Source organism: Pseudomonas sp. LBUM1646, assembly GCF_059716165.1.
This window is the reverse complement of the sequence record NZ_CP166810.1, coordinates 1,630,366-1,648,498: the sequence shown is the minus strand read 5'-3', so window position 1 is coordinate 1,648,498 and position 18,133 is coordinate 1,630,366. Positions and strand designations below refer to the sequence as shown.

Sequence of the window (18,133 nt, the reverse complement as noted above, 5' to 3'; positions counted from 1 at the left end):
ATTATCAGTTACTCGGCTTCAAGTTGTTTGCCACGGGTTTCCGGCAGGCTCAACGCCGCCAGAATCACCACGCCGTAGGACACTGCCGCAAACGCCCCGATGCCTACGCTCAGCGGCACTTTCTGGCTGAGCAAACCGATAAACAGTGGAAACAATGCGGCCAGCGCCCGGCCGATGTTGTAGCAAAAACCCTGGCCCGAACCGCGAATCCGCGTTGGGAACAACTCAGTCAAAAATGCGCCCATGCCGCTGAAAATCCCCGAGGCAAAGAAGCCCAACGGGAAGCCCAGCCACAGCATCACGCCGTTACTGACCGGTAACTGGGTGTAGAGCAACACGATGGTGAACGAGCCTACGGCGAACAGAATGAAGTTCTTCTTGCGACCGAGGATGTCGGTCAAATAGGCGCTGATGACATAGCCGATGTAGGAACCGACGATCACCATCGCCAGATAACCGCCCGTACCGAGTACGCTCAAGCCCCGCTCGTTCTTCAGAAATGTCGGCAACCAGGACGTAATCGCGTAGTAACCGCCCAGTGCGCCCGTGGTCAGCACCGAAGCGCGAATGGTAGTGAAGAGGATGCCGGGAGCGAAGATCTCGTAGAACTTCGCCGGGTTGTCCGGGGTTTGCTTGGCTTTGGCTTCGCGATAGATTTCCGGGTCCTTGACCAGGCGGCGGACGAAGATCACGAAAATCGCCGGAACGATGCCAAGGATAAACAGTGCACGCCAAGCGTCTTCCGGCGGCAACACCGAGAACAGCAGCGCATACAGAATCGCCGTCATCCCCCAACCCAGCGCCCAGCCCGATTGCACCATGCCCACCGCTTTGCCACGGTCCTTGGCGCGAATCACTTCGCCCATCAGCACTGCACCGGCCGTCCATTCGCCGCCGAAACCGAAGCCCATCAAGGTGCGGCTGATCAGCAGTTGTTCGTAGTTCTGGGCGAAACCGCAGAGGAAGGTGAAGAAGGCGAACCACAGCACCGTCAGTTGCAAGGTGCGCACGCGGCCGATGCGGTCGGAAAGAATCCCCGCCACCCAGCCACCGATGGCCGAGGCGATCAGGGTGCTGGTGTGGATCAGTCCCGCTTCGCCGGTGGTAATGCCCCACATGGCAATCAGGGTCGGCACCACGAAGCTGAGCATCTGGGTGTCCATGCCGTCCAGGCCATAGCCGATCTTGCAACTCCAGAACGTGCGGCGTTCCTGTTTGTTGATGTTGCGATACCAGTCGAAAGGTCCGGGGCGAGCCGTGGCTTTGGGGATGGCGGTGGTGTCGGGCGCACTCATGGCAAGTCTCCGTACATATTTTATTGGTATTGTTCTGAGCCCCGACGACGCCTATCGTGGGAACCGGATGGCCTGATTTTTGGGCGCCCGGGCCTGCGGCGTCCAACTAATAAAAACCCGCCCTAGACATAAGAATTCTTTATCCCCGAGCAGATCGTATGAATTTGAAGTTCCTCGAGACCTTTGTCTGGGTCGCCCGACTCAAGAGTTTTCGCCTGACCGCAGACAAGCTCTTCACCACCCAGGCGTCGATTTCCAGCCGCATCGCCGTGCTCGAAAGCGAGTTGGGGGTGAAGCTGTTCCTGCGCGATTCCCGGGGCGTGAGCCTGACGCCGGAAGGCTTGAAAGTGCTCGAATACGCCGAGCAGATGATGGACACCATGCAGGCGCTCAAGCAGTCGATCGAGACGCGTTCGAGCAAAGTCGGACGGGTGCGCATCGGCGTGATGGACACGGTGATTCACACCTGGCTCAGCCCGTTGGTGGCGCAGATGATGGATCACTATCCGTTGGTAGAAATCGAGCTGGTGGCCGATACCTCGCTGAACCTCTGCGATCAGCTGCAAAAAGGCTTTCTCGACCTGATCCTGCAAACCGACCTGCTGCGCCAGGAAAGCGTGCGCAGCCTGGAACTGGCCAGTCACCCGATGGGCTGGATCGTCGCCAGCAATTCCATCTATAACCGCGAATATTCAGGTGTGGCCGACCTGGCCCGTGAGCGGATCATTACCTATTCGAAAAACTCCCATCCGCATCAGGACATTCTGGCGCTGATGCAGGCCAATGGCGTGATGACGCCACGGCTCAATTGTGTGAACTCGGTGTCGGCGATTACCCGGTTGCTGCGCGATGGTTTTGGTATCGGCGCGTTGCCGCCAGTGCTGGTGGCCGAGGAACTGGCGCGGGGGGAATTGACCTTGCTGGCCATTGATCAACGGCCACCGAACTTGCAGGTGGTGGTGTCGTGGCGGGTCGGGGTGGAATGGGTCGAGGAGATTGTGACGTTGAGTCAGCAGGTGCTTGAGGGATATGCGCGCAAGGTGGGTGAGGGTTACATCGTTCTGGCCTGAGACACCGCAGCCCCTGCGCCCGATCGTTCCCACGCTCCGCGTGGGAATGCAGCCCGGGACGCTCCGCGTCCCATTCAAAGCCGAACGCAGAGCGTCCGTTGAGGCATTCCCACGCAGAGCGTGGGAACGATCAATCAGAGACCGCGCACATCCCGGTCTTCAATCGGTCGGCTCTGGCGCAGGCGTTTGCCGCCCAGCACCACCCAGTCGATCAGCCGGAACAGGCATTCAATGCCGAACGACAGCAGCAACGCACCGCTCATGCCCCAGATCATCGCTTCCGGGGTCAGCAAAATCTGGTAGCTGTAGCCGTTCCAGGTTTCCTTGCGAATGTCCGGATCCGCCGCCAGCGCCACTTGCAGGAAGCGGATGTACCACGGGCCTTGCATCGCCTGGTGCTGTTTATCCAGGGCCAACTGACGGGTGAGCAGGTTGCTCAGGCTGTCGGCATCGCTGCGAAAGATCGGGTCTTCGCTGGCGCGGTAATGCGCGACCAACGCCTGCATGTCGCCCTTGAAAAATTCATTGGCCGTGCCTTGGAAACCGCTCAACCCGGCCTGCGCCTCAATCAGGTGCGCTTCGACCCGTTTCGCGTAATCGCTGATAAACCCCGGCACCTGGACACCGATCAACAGGCCCGCCGCAAACAACACCAGCCGTAGATAACTGAGCAACATGAGGGGGATCCTTATTCGGTCTTGCCCTGGCTGACGCATTCGCCGCGTCGCCAGAGGCTCCATTGGCCCGGTTCGTAGCGGGTCCAGGTTTCGTTTTCAGTCAAGGGTTCAGTGGCGATCACTGTGACCACGTCGTTGGGCGTGGTTTCGGCCTGGAAGTCGACGATCACATCGACGTCCTTCAAGCGTGCCGGGCCGAACGGTGCGCGGCGGGTGATCTGCGCCAGTTTGGTCGAGCAATAGCAGAACAACCAATCGCCGTCGCTGAGCAGGCAGTTGAACACGCCTTTGCTGCGGTACTCGGCGCAGGCGGCCACCAGGTCTGGCAGCAGTTCTTCGATCTCTACCGGCTCCGGGAACGCCGCACGCACGCGGTTGAGCAAGTCGCAGAACGCCGCTTCGCTGTCGGTATCGCCGACCGGGCGGTAGAAACTCTTGATCGGTTCAAAGTCCGCAAGCTGGCCGTTGTGGGCGAAACACCAGTTGCGCCCCCACAACTCGCGCACGAACGGATGGGTGTTGGACAGGCAGACCTTGCCGACGTTGGCTTGGCGGATGTGCCCGATCACCACTTCGCTCTTGATCGGGTAGCGTTGCACCAGATTCGCCACTTCCGACTCGCAACTCGCCGCCGGGTCCTGGAACAGGCGCAGGCCACGACCTTCATAGAAGGCGATGCCCCAACCGTCACGGTGCGGCCCGGTACGCCCGCCGCGCTGCATCAGCCCGGTGAAGCTGAACACGATATCGGTCGGGACATTGGCGCTCATGCCCAATAACTCACACATGCTCGGACTCTCGCTTCAGCGCTGGGGCAAGGTTACAAACGCGGTTCGATACGCGAACGCTGGGGGTTGTTCGGGATCGGTGGACGGCCATAGCGATCATCGCCGGCGACGCCGAACGGTTGATCGTCTTCATAGTCGTCAGGCTTGATCGCAGCCTTGGTGGCAGCCGCCTGTTCCTTGCGGGCGTTGGCGGCACGCTCGATGGGCCAGCGGATCAACACCAGAATCAGGTACAGGCCAAAGGCGATCATGCCGTACATGAACAGGTCGGAAATCGCCCGCCAGGCGTTGTTGCCCACCTTGAACGCCAGGTCCAGGGCGGTGATGGCGATGGCCGGGGCGACCTTTTCCTTCACCGGGTCGATGATGGTCGGGCTGAACAGCAACACCGCCACGAGCAGCCGCAGTGGCTCACGCAGGTAGCGCCACATCCAGCGGGTCAGGCGCATCCACACCAATAGGCAGCCTAAAGCGGCAAAGGCGTAGAGGCCCCAAGCGATCAGATAGTCGTTCTCGGTCATGGTGTCCATGGCAAGGCAGGCAAAGAGGCGCTTATAGTAACGACTTTTCGCACGTCAGGCTGCCTCGCCGTCTGCCGGGCCATCATTTGTCATCGTCCGAGACCCATTCATGCCCCTATCCGCCAACGTCACCAGCGCCCCGATTGCCCGCAAGGCCGAAGGTGTTGACCCGTATGCCTGGCTCCAGGAGCGCGACACCGACGCGGTGCTCGACTACCTGAAGGCTGAAAACAATTATCAAGAGGCGCAAACCGCCGATCAGGCCGGATTGCGCGAAACCCTGTTCGAAGAGATCAAGGGACGGATTCTCGAAACCGACCTGTCCCTGCCCTCGCCGTGGGGACCGTATCTGTATTACACCCGCACCACGGCCGGTGACGAATACGCTCGCCACTATCGCTGCCCGCGCCCGGCCGATGACAGTCTGCACATCGACGAAGGTCAGGAACACCTGCTGCTGGACCCGAACGCGTTGGCCAATGGCGGCTTTTTCTCCCTCGGCGCCTTCAGCATCAGCCCGGACCACCAGCGCCTGGCCTACAGCCTCGACACCACGGGCGATGAGATTTACACGCTGTTCGTGAAGGAATTGTCCAGCGGCCGTGTCAGCGAACTGGCCTTCGAGGACTGCGACGGCAGCATGACCTGGGCCAACGACAGCCTGACGCTGTTTTTCGGCGAACTGGACGACACCCACCGCCCGCACAAGCTGATGCGCTATCGGCTGGACGGCACGGCGGCCGAAGAAGTGTTCCATGAGCCGGACGGGCGATTCTTCCTGCATTGCTACCGCTCCAGCTCCGAACAGCAACTGTTGCTGTCCCTGGGCAGCAAGACCACCAGCGAAGTCTGGGTGCTCGATGCCTTCCAGCCTCACCAGGCGTTTACCTGCCTGGCGCCACGGGTCGAAGACCACGAGTACGACGTCGACCACGGCGCGCTCGACGGCCAATGGACCTGGTTCATTCGCAGCAACCGCGACGGCATCAACTTCGCCCTGTACACCGCCGCTGATACCGGCGTGGCACCGACCGAGGCCGATTGGCAGAACCTGATCCCCCACAGCGACACAGTGATGATCGAAGGTCTGAGCCTGAACGTCGAAGCCGTGACCCTGAGCCTGCGTGAAGGTGGCTTGCCGATTATCGAGGTACGCCCACAAGGCCTAGCGCCTTATCGCGTGCAATTGCCGGACGCGGCCTACAGCCTGCATGTGCAAAACAGCCTGGAATTCGTCAGCGACAAAATCCGCCTGCGTTATGAGGCGTTGAACCGTCCGGCGCAGGTTCGTCAACTGGACCTGGCCACGGGCGAGCAGAAAGTACTGAAAGAAACCCCGGTGCTCGGCCCGTTCGACGCCGATGCCTACGTCAGCCAGCGCCTGTGGGCGACCGCGCCGGACGGTACGCAGGTGCCGATCAGCCTGGTGGTCAAACGCGAAGCGCTCGGTAAGCCGACACCGCTTTATCTGTACGGCTACGGCGCCTACGGTGAAAGCCTCGACCCGTGGTTCTCCCACGCCCGTTTGAGCCTGCTGGATCGCGGCGTCGCATTTGCCATCGCTCATGTGCGCGGCGGCGGTGAACTGGGGGAAGCCTGGTACCGCGCCGGCAAGCAGGAACACAAGCACAACACGTTCAGCGACTTCATCGCCTGCGCCGAGCATTTGATCGCCAATGGTTTCACCACCGCGCAGCAATTGGCGATCAGCGGCGGCAGCGCCGGTGGCTTGCTGATCGGCGCGGTGCTCAATCAGCGGCCGGAACTGTTCGCGGCGGCAATTGCCGAAGTGCCGTTCGTCGACGTACTCAACACCATGCTCGACCCGGACCTGCCGCTGACCGTCACTGAATACGACGAATGGGGCAATCCTGAAGAGCCGGACGTCTATGATCGGATCAAGGCCTACGCCCCGTACGAAAACGTCACTGCGCAGGCGTATCCAGCGACCTTGGTGATCGCCGGCTACAACGACAGCCGCGTGCAGTACTGGGAAGCGGCCAAGTGGGTGGCGAAATTACGCGCGACCAAAACCGACAGCAATCCCCTGCTGCTCAAGACCGAACTGGGCGCCGGGCACGGCGGGATGAGCGGGCGTTATCAGGGATTACGTGACGTAGCCCTCGAATACGCATTTGTTTTCAAGGTTTTGGGCATTGCCTGAGGAACTTGGCCCGGCGTCCCGGTCTTAACACCAGTACGCCGACCTCTGCCTTCCCGCTACCCCTGTAGCAGTTGCCGAAGCCTGCGTTCGGCTTGTAGCAGCTGCCGAAGCCTGCGTTCGACTTGTAGCAGCTGCCGAGGTACGAGGCTGCGTTCGGCTGCGAAGCAGTCGTGAAATCACGCCGACGCGTTTCTTCAGGAAGACCGCGCGCTCAGGTTTTGCGACTGCTTCGCAGCCGAACGCAGGCTTCGCCAGCTGCTACAAGGGATCGTGAATAGGCGGCAATATTAGCCAGGCCCGAACCTGCAGCAAACCACAAGAAAAAGACAGTGAAGACATGTCAGAACCGACCTTACTGAACAACGAAATTCGCGACTGGCTGATGGACTGCGGCCTGTTCGATCAACTGCTGCTGGCGGACTTCGCCGCCGCTTCCGGTTACTTCAGCATCAGCACCATCGCCCAGGGCGAAGAGATCTTCCACGAGGGCGATGCCGGCAGTTTCATGTGCATCATCCACACCGGCCAGGTGTCGGTGCAAAAGACCAACAGCGACGGGCAAACGGTGATCATGGCCACCCTGCGCAGCGGTCGGGCGTTCGGCGAGATGGCCGTGCTCGACGGCGAGCGGCGTTCGGCCAGTTGCGTCGCCGCGAGCAATTGCCAGTTACTCAACCTGGGCAAGGATTCGCTGGAAAAGATGCTCAACGACGCGCCAAAAATCGCCGCCAAAATCATCCGCGCCCTCGCCGTCTCCCTATCCAAGCGCCTGCGCATGGCTGACGGGCAACTACTCTCGCAGCAGGTTTAACCCCCCGGCGACTTGATTTTCGTAGTGTTCTGCTCAAGGCCCGGCAACGGCTGGTCCTTGGATGGCGGGCTGGGCATTTCTATTGGCACAAGTGGCGGGCCGCCACTGCTGGGCCCGGTCCGGGGTACGCTGGTCGGGGTGATCTGCGGGTACGGCGTGGGTGTCGCGGTGCCAGGCGAACCGGGCATCGGCGCGGGGCTGGTGGGGATGATTTGCTGCTCCTGGGCCTGCACTGCAGTTATCGAGAGCGCGGCCAAGGCAATGACCGTTAGAATGGTGCGCTTCATCAATGGCTCCGTTGGCCTTGTTGTCTGTTCGCAGGCTACTCCCAACCGCGTCCGTTTGCCTTATGCCAATTTTTTCCAAGAGCCTGCCATGAAACGTTTCGTTCTGCTCGACACCGCCCCCATCCCTGAAAACGGCGGTGCCCTGTGCCTGTTCGAATACGGCGAGGATTTCGTCATCAAGATCCAGGGTGGCGACGGCGGGCAATTGATGAACACCCGCATGCACGGCTCCGAAGACGCCCTGGCCGAGATCCCCTGCCGCAAAGTCGCCGGCCGGCCGAACTCCCGCGTCTTGATCGGTGGCCTGGGCATGGGCTTCACCCTCGCCTCGGCGCTCAAGCATCTGGGCAAGACCGCTGAAGTGGTGGTCGCCGAACTGGTGCCCGGCGTGGTCGAGTGGAACCGAGGACCGCTGGGCGAAAAGGCCGGCAACCCGCTGCTCGACCCACGCACCGTGATCCGCATGGAAGACGTGGCCAAAGTACTGCAAGCCGAGCCGCAGGGTTTCGACGCGATCATGCTCGACGTCGACAACGGCCCCGAAGGCCTGACCCAGCGCGCCAACAGCTGGCTCTATTCCTCTGGCGGTCTCAGCGCCTGCGCCAAGGCCCTGCGACCGAAAGGCGTGCTGGCTGTGTGGTCGGCCAGCGCCGACAAGCAGTTTTCCGACAAATTGAAGAAGGCCGGTTTCAAGGCCGAAGAAGTCCAGGTCTTTGCCCACGGCAACAAAGGCACGCGCCACACCATCTGGATTGCCGAGAAGCTCAAGGGCTGAGCTAAACTCACGTCATAACCGTCATTAGTCTTTTACAAAGGTGAACCCATGAGTTCGTCAACGCCGACCAATACCTCGAAGCTGGATCGCATCCTCGCCGACAACCAGCGCGACAAGGAAATGGGTTACCGCGACAAGGCCCTGAAGATGTATCCGCACGTGTGCGGCCGCTGCGCCCGTGAATTCGCCGGCAAGCGCTTGAGCGAACTGACCGTGCACCACCGCGACCACAACCACGACAACAACCCGCAGGACGGCTCGAACTGGGAATTGTTGTGCCTGTATTGCCACGACAACGAACACTCGCGCTACACCGATCAGCAGTACTTCAGCGAAGGCTCCCTCAGCACGCCGAAAGTCGCCAAGGCCACGCACAACCCGTTTGCGGCGCTGGCCGGGTTGATGAAAAAAGAAGAAGACTGACGCCAATCCCTGGGGGAGCGAGCAAACTCGCTCCCCCAGTTTTTTGCGCATTGCGGCAAACCTCTTCATCAGGGCGGCGAGAGCCTGCCGCAACCGGCAAGGCAATCCACTCTTTGCCGCGCTACAAACATGTCAAAACCGATACAAGCCTGCCCTTCTCCTGCCACTAGCCCTAATGGCACTCTTCTTGCCATGTATCAGCATCAATACACTCAAGGCAGAGAAAGATGATGATCCCTCAGGGCAGGCATAGCCGATGAACGTCACCTCAACCTTCAACAGCCCCGCGATGGTGGCTTACGGCGCGGCTGCCGAGGCCAAGGCGAAAGCCATTGCCCGTGACGCCGAGCAGGCAGCCAAAGATCCCAAGACCGGTGACTCGGTCAGTCTCTCGAAAAAATCCACCGACTACAGCGGTTCGATCGGCAACAACACGCCGTTCTTTCCGGTGCGTGCGGGCATGAACGCTGACGCCCTGGTACTGGGCGTCACCCAACCCGGCGCGGTGTCCAGCTCCAAGGACAAGACCTTCCCGGACGTGGCCGTGGATGCGCGCAAGCGCATGGACGACAAGTACGCGCAGATGAAGGCCGGCGAAAAGCCTTACAGCGGCAGCGTTGAAGACAAGAATGCATTGATGGGCGACCTGGATCGCCGTTCGCTGAACGCCGTGGCCACCAACGAGGGCGGCAAGTTTTCCAGCGACGAACAGGAAGCGGCCAAGGCCCTGATGCAACAGCAGGCGCGCTTGGCGTCGGGTCACTACAGCGGCCCCGAGGACCAGAAGAAAAACTGGAAAGACCCGTTCGCCAATGACCCAATCGGTCGCGCCAAGGCTGCGCTGAATTTCCTCGATAACATGAGCCCCGAAGAAAAGACCAAGCCCGAATGGTTGTCCCAGCACCAGACCTTGCAGGACGCGTTGACCCAGTACGACAAGGGCGATACCGCCGCCGGGGGCAAGAAAAAAGACGGGCACTTCAACAATCTGGCGGAAATCCTCGCGGGGGTAGACACCAGTGGCTCGGCGAGTAAAAACCCGGAGGGCAACAAGATCACCAATGCGCCTGCCTCCATGATGGCCAAGCTTAAAGCGATGTTGCCCAAGACGTCATGACCCCCGCACTTCATCTGTAGGAGCAAGGCTTGCCCGCGATAGCGATCTGCAGTACGCCATCGCGGGCAAGCCTTGCTCCTACAAAATAAAACGGCATCAGGCCTAGCGCATTTCCTTTGTATCGCACATGAAACTTTCATCAGAAAGTCGGCAAACGTTTATTGGCAAAATCGCGACATCCGGAACTCTCAACAGGTAACCGACATGTCCCGCATTTTGACCATCGAAGACGATGCCGTGACCGCCACGGAAATCGTCACCGAGTTGCAAAGCCACGGCTTTGAAGTGGATTGGGTGAGCAATGGCCGCGAAGGTCTGGTGAGCGCAGTCAGTGGCAATTACGACCTGATCACCCTCGACCGCATGCTCCCCGAGCTGGATGGCCTGGCGATTGTCACCACGCTGCGCGCCATTGGCGTGGCCACGCCGATCCTGATGATCAGCGCCCTCTCCGACGTCGATGAACGCGTGCGCGGCCTGCGTGCCGGCGGTGATGATTACCTGGCCAAGCCGTTCGCCACCGACGAGATGGCGGCGCGGGTCGAAGTCCTGCTGCGGCGCAAAAGCCCGGTCAAAACCTTCGAAACCACCCTGCGCATCGCCGACCTGGAACTCGACCTGATCAGCCACGAGGCCAACCGCGCCAACCAGCCGCTGAGCCTGCTGCCCACCGAGTACAAACTGCTGGAATTCATGATGCGCAATCCGGGGCAGATTCTGTCGCGGATGATGATTTTCGAAGAGGTCTGGGGTTATCACTTCGACCCCGGTACCAACCTGATCGACGTGCACATTGGCCGGCTGCGCAAGAAAATCGACCCACCCGGTGTGCCGCCGTTGATTCGGACCATGCGTGGATCGGGGTATGTGATTGCCGAACCGCTCTAGGCATGTCACACCCCCCTTGTAGCAGCCTGCGTTCGGCGTGTAGCAGCTGCCGAGGTACGAGGCTGCGTTCGGCGTGTAGCAGCTGCCGAGGTACGAGGCTGCGTTCGGCTGCGAAGCAGTCGTGAAATCAGCCGGCGCGTTTCTTCAGGAAGACCGCGCGCTCAGGTTTTACGACTGCTGCGCAGCCGAACGCAGGCTTCGCCAGCTGCTACAAGGGTTCGTCGCCAATAATGCTATCCGGGCATGCACTGGAAATCGCCGGTCTGCGCCAGCTGCTTACCGTGGGAGTCCTCAAGCCGCGCACTGACCTCCTCGCCCAGGCTCGACTCCACCAATTGATAATGTTCGCCAGCCTTGAACTGCTGGTAACTGACCTTGCCCTCGCAATCCTCCTGATTCGAATCGCCACTCGGCATCTCGAACAGCGTCACCGCCAAGTCATGGGCGCCGGGGGCCACTTCGAAGAAGCGGCCGTCGTCGATGCGTTTGCCATCCACCCGTTCGGCCAGCATGTCATTGGGCGCCTCTTCCTGCAGCCCGATCCAGGCCATGCCCGGATCGGGTTTGGGCATCGGCCCGGCGCAGGCGGACAACAGGCAAACCAGGCTCAGGCCCGGAATCAACAGCAGTGGTTTAAATGTCATTGGAATGTCCTTCCTTCACCGCCGCCCCCTGTGGGAGCGAGCTTGCTCGCGATAGCGGCGGATCAGTCAATATTGATGTTGGATGCAATGGCCTCAGTGCGAGCAAGCTCGCTCCCACCGTATTACGAGCACTGGAAACTGTCGCTCTGCGCCACCTGTTTGCCGTGGGAATCCACCAGGCTGGCGCTGGCCGAAAGGCCTGCGCTGGATGCATTCATCTGGTAACGCTCACCCGCCTGGAAGTGGCTGTAGTCCAACCGGCCCATGCAAATGGGTTCCGCCGAGTTGCCATCGGTGCCGCGGATCAGCGTCACTTCCAGACGATGAACCCCAGGCTTGACCTCGAAATAGCGTCCGTCCTCAACGCGCTGGCCATCGAGCTTTTCCGCCAGCACATTGGTGTTCCCCGGTTGTTGCAGATCAATCCAGGCCTCGCTCGAATCAGCCTTGGGCTCCGGCCCGGCACACGCCGACAACAGACAGACCAGGCTCAGGCCCGGGACCAGTAACAGGGGTTTAAGCGTCATTAAAAAACACCTCGAAAGTTGAGCGCCGATACCGCCGTCAGGTGTGACGGCGGGCCATCGGCTTGAGGCGCAGAGTGGCGAGCTAGAGCGGTCGGGACAAATGAATACGCATGAAAGGATTTTCAGGAAATGCTTAAAGATTTCTTCATCCCCGTGAAGGCAAATCTTTAAGTTGCACACGCAAGACTGCCGGGCAATTGCACTTCAAGACCTCGGAGGTTTACGGCATGCTCGGGCTGGTAAAGACTGCACTGCTCAAGCCCTACACGTTTATCGTGCTGGCAATTTTCATCTGCATCATCGGGCCCATGGCGGCCCTGCGAACGCCCACTGATGTGTTTCCGGACATCGGTATTCCGGTGATCGCGGTGGTCTGGCAGTACAACGGCCTGGCGCCGCAGGACATGGCCGGGCGGGTGATCTACACCTACGAGCGCTCCCTGAGCACCACGGTCAACGACATCGAACACATCGAGTCGCAATCACTGCCGGGCATGGGCATCGTCAAGATTTTCTTCCAGCCGGGCGTCGATATCCGCACCGCCAATGCCCAGGTTACGGCGGTGTCACAGACCGTGCTCAAGCAGATGCCACCGGGCATCACCCCGCCGCTGATCCTCAATTACAGCGCCTCGACCGTGCCGATTTTGCAGATGGCGTTCTCCAGCCCGACGCTGTCGGAAGCGAAGATTCGCGACCTGGTGCAGAACAACATTCGCCTGCCCCTGACCTCGGTGCCGGGCCTGGCGATTCCGACGCCAATGGGCGGCAAACAACGGCAGATCACGCTCGACCTCGACCCGCAGGCACTGGCCGCCAAAGGCCTCTCGGCCCAAGACGTCGGCAACGCCTTGGCCGCACAGAACCAGATCATCCCGGTCGGCACCGCCAAGCTTGGCCCCAACGAATACACGGTGCTGCTGAACAACAGCCCGAAAGCCATCGACGAACTCAATGACCTGCCGATCAAGACCGTCGACGGCGCGCTGATCACCATCGGTCAGGTGGCCCACGTGCGCGACGGCTCGCCGCCACAGACCAATATCGTGCGGGTCGACGGGCGCCGCGCGGTGCTGATGCCGGCGCTGAAGAACGGCAATATTTCCACGCTGTCGATCATCGACGGCATTCGCCAGATGCTGCCGCGCATCAACGAAACCCTGCCGCCATCGCTGAAGACTTCGCTGTTGGGCGACGCTTCGGTGTTCGTCAAACAGTCGGTGGGCAGCGTGGCCAAGGAAGGCATCATCGCGGCGTTGCTGACCAGCGCAATGATCCTGCTGTTTCTCGGCAGTTGGCGCTCGACCCTGATCATCGCCGCGTCGATTCCGCTGGCGGTGTTGTCGGCCATCGCCCTGCTCGCCGCCAGCGGCCAGACCCTCAACGTGATGACCCTCGGCGGGCTGGCGTTGGCGGTGGGGATTCTGGTGGACGATGCCACGGTGACCATCGAGAACATCAACTGGCACCTGGAGCAAGGCAAAGCGGTGAAGACCGCGATCCTCGACGGCGCGAAACAGATCGTCGGCCCGGCCTTCGTGTCGTTGCTGTGCATCTGCATCGTGTTTGTGCCGATGTTCCTGCTGCAAGGCATCGCCGGTTACCTGTTCCGGCCGATGGCGTTGGCGGTGATCTTCGCGATGGCCAGCTCCTTCATTTTGTCGCGGACTTTGGTGCCGACCCTGGCGATGTTTCTGCTCAAACCGCATGTGCCGGAACAAGGTCCTGGGCATCACCCGGAAGATGAATTCATCAACCATCACGAAGGCGAACAGCACCGCAAAACCCATCATCCGTTGCTGCAACGGGTGCTGAATTTCCAGCAGGGTTTCGAGCGGCATTTCTCCAATTTGCGGGACACCTATTTCGGTTTGCTGGAGCTGGCGCTGGAATACCGCAAGCGCTTCCTGCTGGGATTCCTCGCCTGTGTGCTGGCGTCGTTTGCGCTATTGCCGAGCCTGGGCGAGGACTTCTTCCCGGCCACCGACGCCGGCGCGCTGTCGCTGCATGTGCGCTTGCCGCTGGGCACGCGGATCGAGGAAAGCGCAGCGGCGTTCGACCGCATCGAAGCGCGGATTCGCGAGATCATTCCGGCCGAACAACTGGACACCATCGTCGACAACATTGGCATCCCGCTGAGCGGCATCGACATGGCCTACAGCAACAGCGGCACCATCGGCCCGCAGGACGGCGACATTCAGGTCAGCCTCAAAACCGATCACAGCCCCACCGCCGATTACGTGAAACGCCTGCGCGAAGCGTTGCCGGAAAGCTTTCCCGGCAGCCACTTTGCGTTTCTCCCGGCAGACATCAGCAGCCAGATCCTCAACTTCGGCGCACCCGCTCCGCTGGACGTGAAAATTTCCGGCCCTAACGATGCGGCGAACCGCGCCTATGCCGTGGAACTGGAACGACGCCTGCAACATGTGGCTGGAGTAGCCGACTTGCGCATCCAGCAGTCCACCGGTTATCCGTCGTTGCAGGTCAACGTCGATCGGCTGCGCGCCAATGGCCTGGGCATCACCGAGCGTGACGTGACCAACAGCATGGTCGCGTCCCTGGCCGGCAGCTCGCAGACCGCGCCGACCTTCTGGCTCAACCCGGCCAATGGCGTGTCTTATGGGGTGGTTGCGGCTACGCCGCAATATCGCCTCGACAGCCTGCCGTCGCTGGAAGCCTTGCCGGTGACCGGCAGTGACGGGCAATCGCAAATCCTCGGTGGCCTGGCGAGTATTTCCCGGGTGCAGAGCCCGGCGGTGGTCAGCCACTACAACATCATGCCGACCCTCGACCTGTACGCGAATGTGCAAGGCCGTGACCTCGGCGGCGTGGCCACGGACATTCAGAAAGTGCTGGATGACACGGCTTCGATGCGTCCCAAAGGCGCGGTGATCAGCCTGCACGGGCAGATCGATGCGCTGCACGAAGCGTTCAGCGGTTTGAGCTTCGGCCTGCTCGGTGCGGTGGTGCTGATCTACCTGCTGATCGTGGTCAATTTCCAGTCCTGGGTCGATCCGTTCGTGATCATCACCGCCCTGCCCGCAGCCCTTGCCGGCATTGTGTGGATGCTGTTTCTCAGTGGCACCTCGCTGTCGGTGCCAGCGCTGACCGGGGCGATTCTGTGCATGGGCGTGGCCACGGCCAACTCGATTCTGGTGGTGAGTTTCTGTCGCGAACGCCTGGCCGAACACGGTGATGCCCTGAAAGCGGCGCTCGAAGGTGGTTACACCCGGTTTCGCCCGGTGTGCATGACCGCCCTGGCGATGATCATCGGCATGTTGCCGCTGGCCCTGTCCGAGGAACAGAACGCGCCGTTGGGCCGCGCTGTGATCGGTGGGCTGATCCTCGCCACCACCGCCACTCTGCTGTTCGTTCCTGTGGTTTTCAGCCTGGTCCACGGACGTCAATCATCTCGCGCTGTTGTTGGAGAAAGCACCCATGTCGCCTAATCAAAAACCGTCGCGCAAACGCCTGATGCTGGTGGGGGTCGGCGGCCTGACCCTGGCCGCGTTGCTGGTGGCCAACGGTCTGGCCGCCCGCACGCGCCACGAAAAAGCCGTGGCCGCCTGGACCGAAACTGCAGCCATGCCGTTGGTCAGCGTGTTCCAGCCGCAACAGAACGTGCATGGCGACAGCCTGCGCTTGCCAGCGCATCTGGAGGCGTGGAGCAAAGCGCCAATCCATGCGCGGGTCAGCGGCTACCTCAAGGACTGGAAAACCGACATCGGCACACAAGTGAAGGCCGGGCAAATTCTGGCCGAGATCGACAGCCCGGACCTCGATCAACAAGTGGCGCAAACCCACGCCCGACTGATCCAGGAACAGGCCAGCGCGCGCCTGGCCGAGACCACCGCGACCCGTTGGCAAAACCTGCTGGCGAGCCATTCGGTGTCGCGTCAGGAGGCCGATGAAAAACGCTCCAACGCCGCGGCCGCCAAGGCCAACGCCGATGCGGCCGCCGCCGATTACGCGCGCCTGTCGGCGCTGGAGGACTACAAGACGATTCGTGCACCGTTCGCCGGGACCATCACCGCGCGCAACACCGATATCGGTCAGTTGATCAAGGCCGACAACGACAGCGACCCGCAGCTGTTCGACATCGCCGACACCCATCAACTGCGCCTGTACGTGCCGGTGCCACAGAACTACGCCAGCGTGATCCGCCCCGGCATGCAGGCCGAACTGATCGTGCCGGAACACCCCGGCGAGCATTTCACCGCTCGGTTGATCGGGGATTCCACCGCTGTTGACCGGCGCTCCGGGACCTTGCTTGCGCAGTTTGTCGCGGATAACCCGGACGGCGCGTTGTTGCCCGGCGACTACGCCGAGGCAACGTTGCAGATTCCGGCGGACACTCATGGCGTGAGCATTCCTGCCAGTTCGTTGATCTTCCGGGCTCAGGGCACGCAGGTGGCGGTGCTGGATCCGGATAATCATGTGCACTTGCGTGATATTCATATCGGTCTGGATCTGGGTGAGCGGCTGGTCATTGATCAGGGTTTGAAGCCTGCGGATCGCGTAGTGGATAACCCGCCGGATGCCCTACGCGAAGGCGATGCCGTGCAACTGGCCGATGCCGGAGGTGTTCATGCGCCCAAGGCTTGAGCTGCTGGTGATGGCGTTGCTGCTGCAGGGATGTTCGATGGCGCCGACCTACAAGGTGCCGGCCATCGACTTGCCCGCGCAATATCGCGAGCAGACCAGTGATGGTCCTTGGCACTTGGCCGAGGCCCCGCCATTGACGTCGAACTGGTGGCAGCTCTATCGGGACCCACGCCTGAACGATCTGCAACAGCAACTGCTCAAGGCCAACCCGGACCTGGCGGCGGCCCTCGCGCACTTTGATGCGGCGCAGGCTTATGCCGGCCAATTGCATGCCGGGTTGTTCCCGCAGATCACTGCCAGCGCGCAGCCGTTGCGCCAGCGTCAGTCGGACGGTAAACCGTTGCGCGGCAGTAACCAGCCGTCGGTGTACAACAGCAACACTGCCGGGTTTGCGCTGAATTTCGACCTCGATTTGTGGGGGCGGATTCGCAATCAAGTGGCCGCTGGCGACGCCCAGGCCCAGGCTTCGGCGGACGATCTGGCCGCCGCCCGGTTGAGCCTGCAACAGCAACTGGCCACGCTGTACATCCAGCTCAATGGCCTCGATGCCCAGCGCAAAATCCTCGCCAGTTCCCTTGATGATTACACCCAAGCGCTGCAACTGACCCGCGACCGCTACGAAGGCGCCATCGCTTCGGAACTGGACCTGACCCGCGCGCAAAGCCAACTGGCCGAGGCCCGGGCGCAGCTGGACGATGTGCGGGCGCAGCGGGATTTGGCTGAGCATGCCATTGGTGAATTAGTGGGTCAGCCGGCCAGTGTTTTCCAGTTGAGTGCGAGCGATCAGCTATTGAATGTGCCCTCGGTCCCCAGTGAACTCCCCAGCACCCTGCTGCAACGCCGCCCGGACATCTCGGCCGCCGAACGCCGAGTGTTTGCCGCCAACGCCAATATCGGCGTCGCCCGCGCCGCGTGGTACCCGGACTTCAGCCTGACCGGCCTGCTCGGCGGGCAAACTGCGGGCAGCGGCAATCTGTTGGCTGCTGGCAATCGCTATTGGGCGCTGGGGCCATTGGTCAATCTGCCGATTTTTGACGGCGGTCGCCTCGACGCCAACGAGCGCCAGGCCAAGGCCGAATTTGAAGAAGCGGTCGCGCATTACCGTAGTCAGGTGCTGCGGGCGGTGCGCGAAGTTGAAGATAACCTGGCGCAACTGCGCGATCTGCAACGGGAGGCGGAGGATGAGCAGGCCGCTGTCGAGGCTGCGCAGCACACGCAGACGCTGGCGATGAACAGCTATGAAGCGGGGGCGGTGAATTATCTGGATGTGGTGACGGCGCAGACCTCGGCGTTGCAGGCGCAACGGCGGTTGCAGACGTTGCAGACACGGCAGTTGCAGGCGAGTGTCGGGTTGGTGGTGGCGTTGGGTGGCGGCTGGATAACGACGACACACTCCTTGTAGCAGCTGCCGAGCCTGCGAGGCTGCGTTCGGCTGCGAAGCAGTCGCAAAATCAGACGGCGCGGTGTTCCAGTTAAACCGCGTTATCCGGGTATGCGACTGCTTCGCAGCCGAACGCAGCCTCGCGCTGCTCGGCAGCTGC

Annotated in this window: 17 protein-coding genes; 10 read left to right on the top strand and 7 right to left on the bottom strand. The window is 61.3% G+C overall.

Translation table 11 applies throughout. The features are described from left to right. Positions 1 to 8 precede the first annotated feature (8 nt). Positions 9 to 1,295 (bottom strand): MFS transporter, encoded by a 1,287-nt coding sequence (locus ACA071_RS07340; protein ID WP_497643756.1) that lies wholly within the window; start codon positions 1,293 to 1,295, stop codon positions 9 to 11. Positions 1,296 to 1,453: 158 nt separating this feature from the next. On the opposite strand from ACA071_RS07340, the gene ACA071_RS07335 reads away from it, so the two are divergent. Further along, a complete protein-coding gene (locus ACA071_RS07335; protein WP_497643755.1) occupies positions 1,454 to 2,365 on the top strand; it encodes a LysR family transcriptional regulator in 912 nt (303 codons plus the stop codon). Positions 2,366 to 2,499: 134 nt separating this feature from the next. Here the strand turns inward: ACA071_RS07335 and ACA071_RS07330 are convergent, their stop codons facing one another. The 3 genes from ACA071_RS07330 to ACA071_RS07320 are packed head-to-tail and all read right to left on the bottom strand — an operon-like array spanning position 2,500 to position 4,360. Then, positions 2,500 to 3,042: a DUF2937 family protein gene (locus ACA071_RS07330; RefSeq protein WP_497643754.1), complete on the bottom strand. Its 543-nt coding sequence runs from the start codon at positions 3,040 to 3,042 to the stop codon at positions 2,500 to 2,502. Between the two features lie 11 nt (positions 3,043 to 3,053). After that, positions 3,054 to 3,830, bottom strand: a complete 777-nt coding sequence (locus ACA071_RS07325; protein ID WP_054049027.1) for a class II glutamine amidotransferase — start codon at positions 3,828 to 3,830, stop codon at positions 3,054 to 3,056. Between the two features lie 32 nt (positions 3,831 to 3,862). After that, positions 3,863 to 4,360 (bottom strand): MFS transporter, encoded by a 498-nt coding sequence (locus ACA071_RS07320; protein ID WP_497643753.1) that lies wholly within the window; start codon positions 4,358 to 4,360, stop codon positions 3,863 to 3,865. 100 nt (positions 4,361 to 4,460) lie between these two features. Here ACA071_RS07320 and ACA071_RS07315 point away from each other — a divergent pair, with 100 nt between their 5' ends. Together ACA071_RS07315 and ACA071_RS07310 are read left to right on the top strand one after the other, a co-directional pair. After that, complete coding sequence (locus ACA071_RS07315; RefSeq protein WP_497643752.1) at positions 4,461 to 6,515, top strand: S9 family peptidase; 2,055 nt, start codon at positions 4,461 to 4,463, stop codon at positions 6,513 to 6,515. A 337-nt stretch (positions 6,516 to 6,852) separates the two neighbouring features. After that, complete coding sequence (locus ACA071_RS07310) at positions 6,853 to 7,326, top strand: cyclic nucleotide-binding domain-containing protein (RefSeq protein WP_497643751.1); 474 nt, start codon at positions 6,853 to 6,855, stop codon at positions 7,324 to 7,326. Here the strand turns inward: ACA071_RS07310 and ACA071_RS07305 are convergent. Continuing rightward, a complete protein-coding gene (locus tag ACA071_RS07305; protein WP_497643750.1) occupies positions 7,323 to 7,613 on the bottom strand; it encodes a hypothetical protein in 291 nt (96 codons plus the stop codon). The genes ACA071_RS07310 and ACA071_RS07305 overlap by 4 nt on opposite strands. A gap of 88 nt (positions 7,614 to 7,701) precedes the next feature. On the opposite strand from ACA071_RS07305, the gene ACA071_RS07300 reads away from it, so the two are divergent. The 4 genes from ACA071_RS07300 to ACA071_RS07285 all read left to right on the top strand — a co-directional run bounded on the left by ACA071_RS07300 (position 7,702) and on the right by ACA071_RS07285 (position 10,816). Next, positions 7,702 to 8,388: a spermidine synthase gene (locus tag ACA071_RS07300; RefSeq protein WP_123410584.1), complete on the top strand. Its 687-nt coding sequence runs from the start codon at positions 7,702 to 7,704 to the stop codon at positions 8,386 to 8,388. A 48-nt stretch (positions 8,389 to 8,436) separates the two neighbouring features. After that, entirely contained in the window at positions 8,437 to 8,811 is a 375-nt protein-coding gene (locus tag ACA071_RS07295; RefSeq protein WP_201255743.1) for a YajD family HNH nuclease, read from the top strand. A 256-nt stretch (positions 8,812 to 9,067) separates the two neighbouring features. Continuing rightward, positions 9,068 to 9,928, top strand: a complete 861-nt coding sequence (locus ACA071_RS07290; RefSeq protein ID WP_497643749.1) for a hypothetical protein — start codon at positions 9,068 to 9,070, stop codon at positions 9,926 to 9,928. A 204-nt stretch (positions 9,929 to 10,132) separates the two neighbouring features. Further along, a complete protein-coding gene (locus ACA071_RS07285; protein WP_497643748.1) occupies positions 10,133 to 10,816 on the top strand; it encodes a response regulator transcription factor in 684 nt (227 codons plus the stop codon). Between the two features lie 233 nt (positions 10,817 to 11,049). On the opposite strand, the gene ACA071_RS07280 is transcribed toward ACA071_RS07285, so the two are convergent. Both ACA071_RS07280 and ACA071_RS07275 read right to left on the bottom strand, forming a co-directional pair. After that, positions 11,050 to 11,460 carry a PA0061/PA0062 family lipoprotein gene (locus ACA071_RS07280; RefSeq protein WP_497643747.1) on the bottom strand — a complete coding sequence of 137 codons (411 nt, stop codon included), beginning with the start codon at positions 11,458 to 11,460 and terminating at the stop codon, positions 11,050 to 11,052. A 122-nt stretch (positions 11,461 to 11,582) separates the two neighbouring features. Beyond that, positions 11,583 to 11,987: a PA0061/PA0062 family lipoprotein gene (locus tag ACA071_RS07275; protein WP_497643746.1), complete on the bottom strand. Its 405-nt coding sequence runs from the start codon at positions 11,985 to 11,987 to the stop codon at positions 11,583 to 11,585. A gap of 227 nt (positions 11,988 to 12,214) precedes the next feature. On the opposite strand from ACA071_RS07275, the gene ACA071_RS07270 reads away from it, so the two are divergent. The 3 genes from ACA071_RS07270 to ACA071_RS07260 are packed head-to-tail and all read left to right on the top strand — an operon-like array spanning position 12,215 to position 17,994. Then, a complete protein-coding gene (locus ACA071_RS07270) occupies positions 12,215 to 15,436 on the top strand; it encodes an efflux RND transporter permease subunit (protein ID WP_497643745.1) in 3,222 nt (1,073 codons plus the stop codon). After that, positions 15,426 to 16,592 carry an efflux RND transporter periplasmic adaptor subunit gene (locus tag ACA071_RS07265; RefSeq protein WP_497643744.1) on the top strand — a complete coding sequence of 389 codons (1,167 nt, stop codon included), beginning with the start codon at positions 15,426 to 15,428 and terminating at the stop codon, positions 16,590 to 16,592. Before ACA071_RS07270 ends, ACA071_RS07265 begins: the two co-directional genes overlap by 11 nt. Continuing rightward, positions 16,576 to 17,994, top strand: coding sequence for an efflux transporter outer membrane subunit (locus ACA071_RS07260; protein WP_497645279.1), 1,419 nt, complete (start codon positions 16,576 to 16,578; stop codon positions 17,992 to 17,994). Before ACA071_RS07265 ends, ACA071_RS07260 begins: the two co-directional genes overlap by 17 nt. Positions 17,995 to 18,133: the final 139 nt, after the last annotated feature.

Bases quoted from the DNA above. Each gene is read 5' to 3' on its own strand.
- ACA071_RS07340 (WP_497643756.1), bottom strand. From the start codon at position 1,295: ATGAGTGCGCCCGACACCACCGCCATCCCCAAAGCCACGGCTCGCCCC.
- ACA071_RS07335 (WP_497643755.1), top strand. From the start codon at position 1,454: ATGAATTTGAAGTTCCTCGAGACCTTTGTCTGGGTCGCCCGACTCAAG.
- ACA071_RS07330 (WP_497643754.1), bottom strand. From the start codon at position 3,042: ATGTTGCTCAGTTATCTACGGCTGGTGTTGTTTGCGGCGGGCCTGTTG.
- ACA071_RS07325 (WP_054049027.1), bottom strand. From the start codon at position 3,830: ATGTGTGAGTTATTGGGCATGAGCGCCAATGTCCCGACCGATATCGTG.
- ACA071_RS07320 (WP_497643753.1), bottom strand. From the start codon at position 4,360: ATGGACACCATGACCGAGAACGACTATCTGATCGCTTGGGGCCTCTAC.
- ACA071_RS07315 (WP_497643752.1), top strand. From the start codon at position 4,461: ATGCCCCTATCCGCCAACGTCACCAGCGCCCCGATTGCCCGCAAGGCC.
- ACA071_RS07310 (WP_497643751.1), top strand. From the start codon at position 6,853: ATGTCAGAACCGACCTTACTGAACAACGAAATTCGCGACTGGCTGATG.
- ACA071_RS07305 (WP_497643750.1), bottom strand. From the start codon at position 7,613: ATGAAGCGCACCATTCTAACGGTCATTGCCTTGGCCGCGCTCTCGATA.
- ACA071_RS07300 (WP_123410584.1), top strand. From the start codon at position 7,702: ATGAAACGTTTCGTTCTGCTCGACACCGCCCCCATCCCTGAAAACGGC.
- ACA071_RS07295 (WP_201255743.1), top strand. From the start codon at position 8,437: ATGAGTTCGTCAACGCCGACCAATACCTCGAAGCTGGATCGCATCCTC.
- ACA071_RS07290 (WP_497643749.1), top strand. From the start codon at position 9,068: ATGAACGTCACCTCAACCTTCAACAGCCCCGCGATGGTGGCTTACGGC.
- ACA071_RS07285 (WP_497643748.1), top strand. From the start codon at position 10,133: ATGTCCCGCATTTTGACCATCGAAGACGATGCCGTGACCGCCACGGAA.
- ACA071_RS07280 (WP_497643747.1), bottom strand. From the start codon at position 11,460: ATGACATTTAAACCACTGCTGTTGATTCCGGGCCTGAGCCTGGTTTGC.
- ACA071_RS07275 (WP_497643746.1), bottom strand. From the start codon at position 11,987: ATGACGCTTAAACCCCTGTTACTGGTCCCGGGCCTGAGCCTGGTCTGT.
- ACA071_RS07270 (WP_497643745.1), top strand. From the start codon at position 12,215: ATGCTCGGGCTGGTAAAGACTGCACTGCTCAAGCCCTACACGTTTATC.
- ACA071_RS07265 (WP_497643744.1), top strand. From the start codon at position 15,426: ATGTCGCCTAATCAAAAACCGTCGCGCAAACGCCTGATGCTGGTGGGG.
- ACA071_RS07260 (WP_497645279.1), top strand. From the start codon at position 16,576: ATGCGCCCAAGGCTTGAGCTGCTGGTGATGGCGTTGCTGCTGCAGGGA.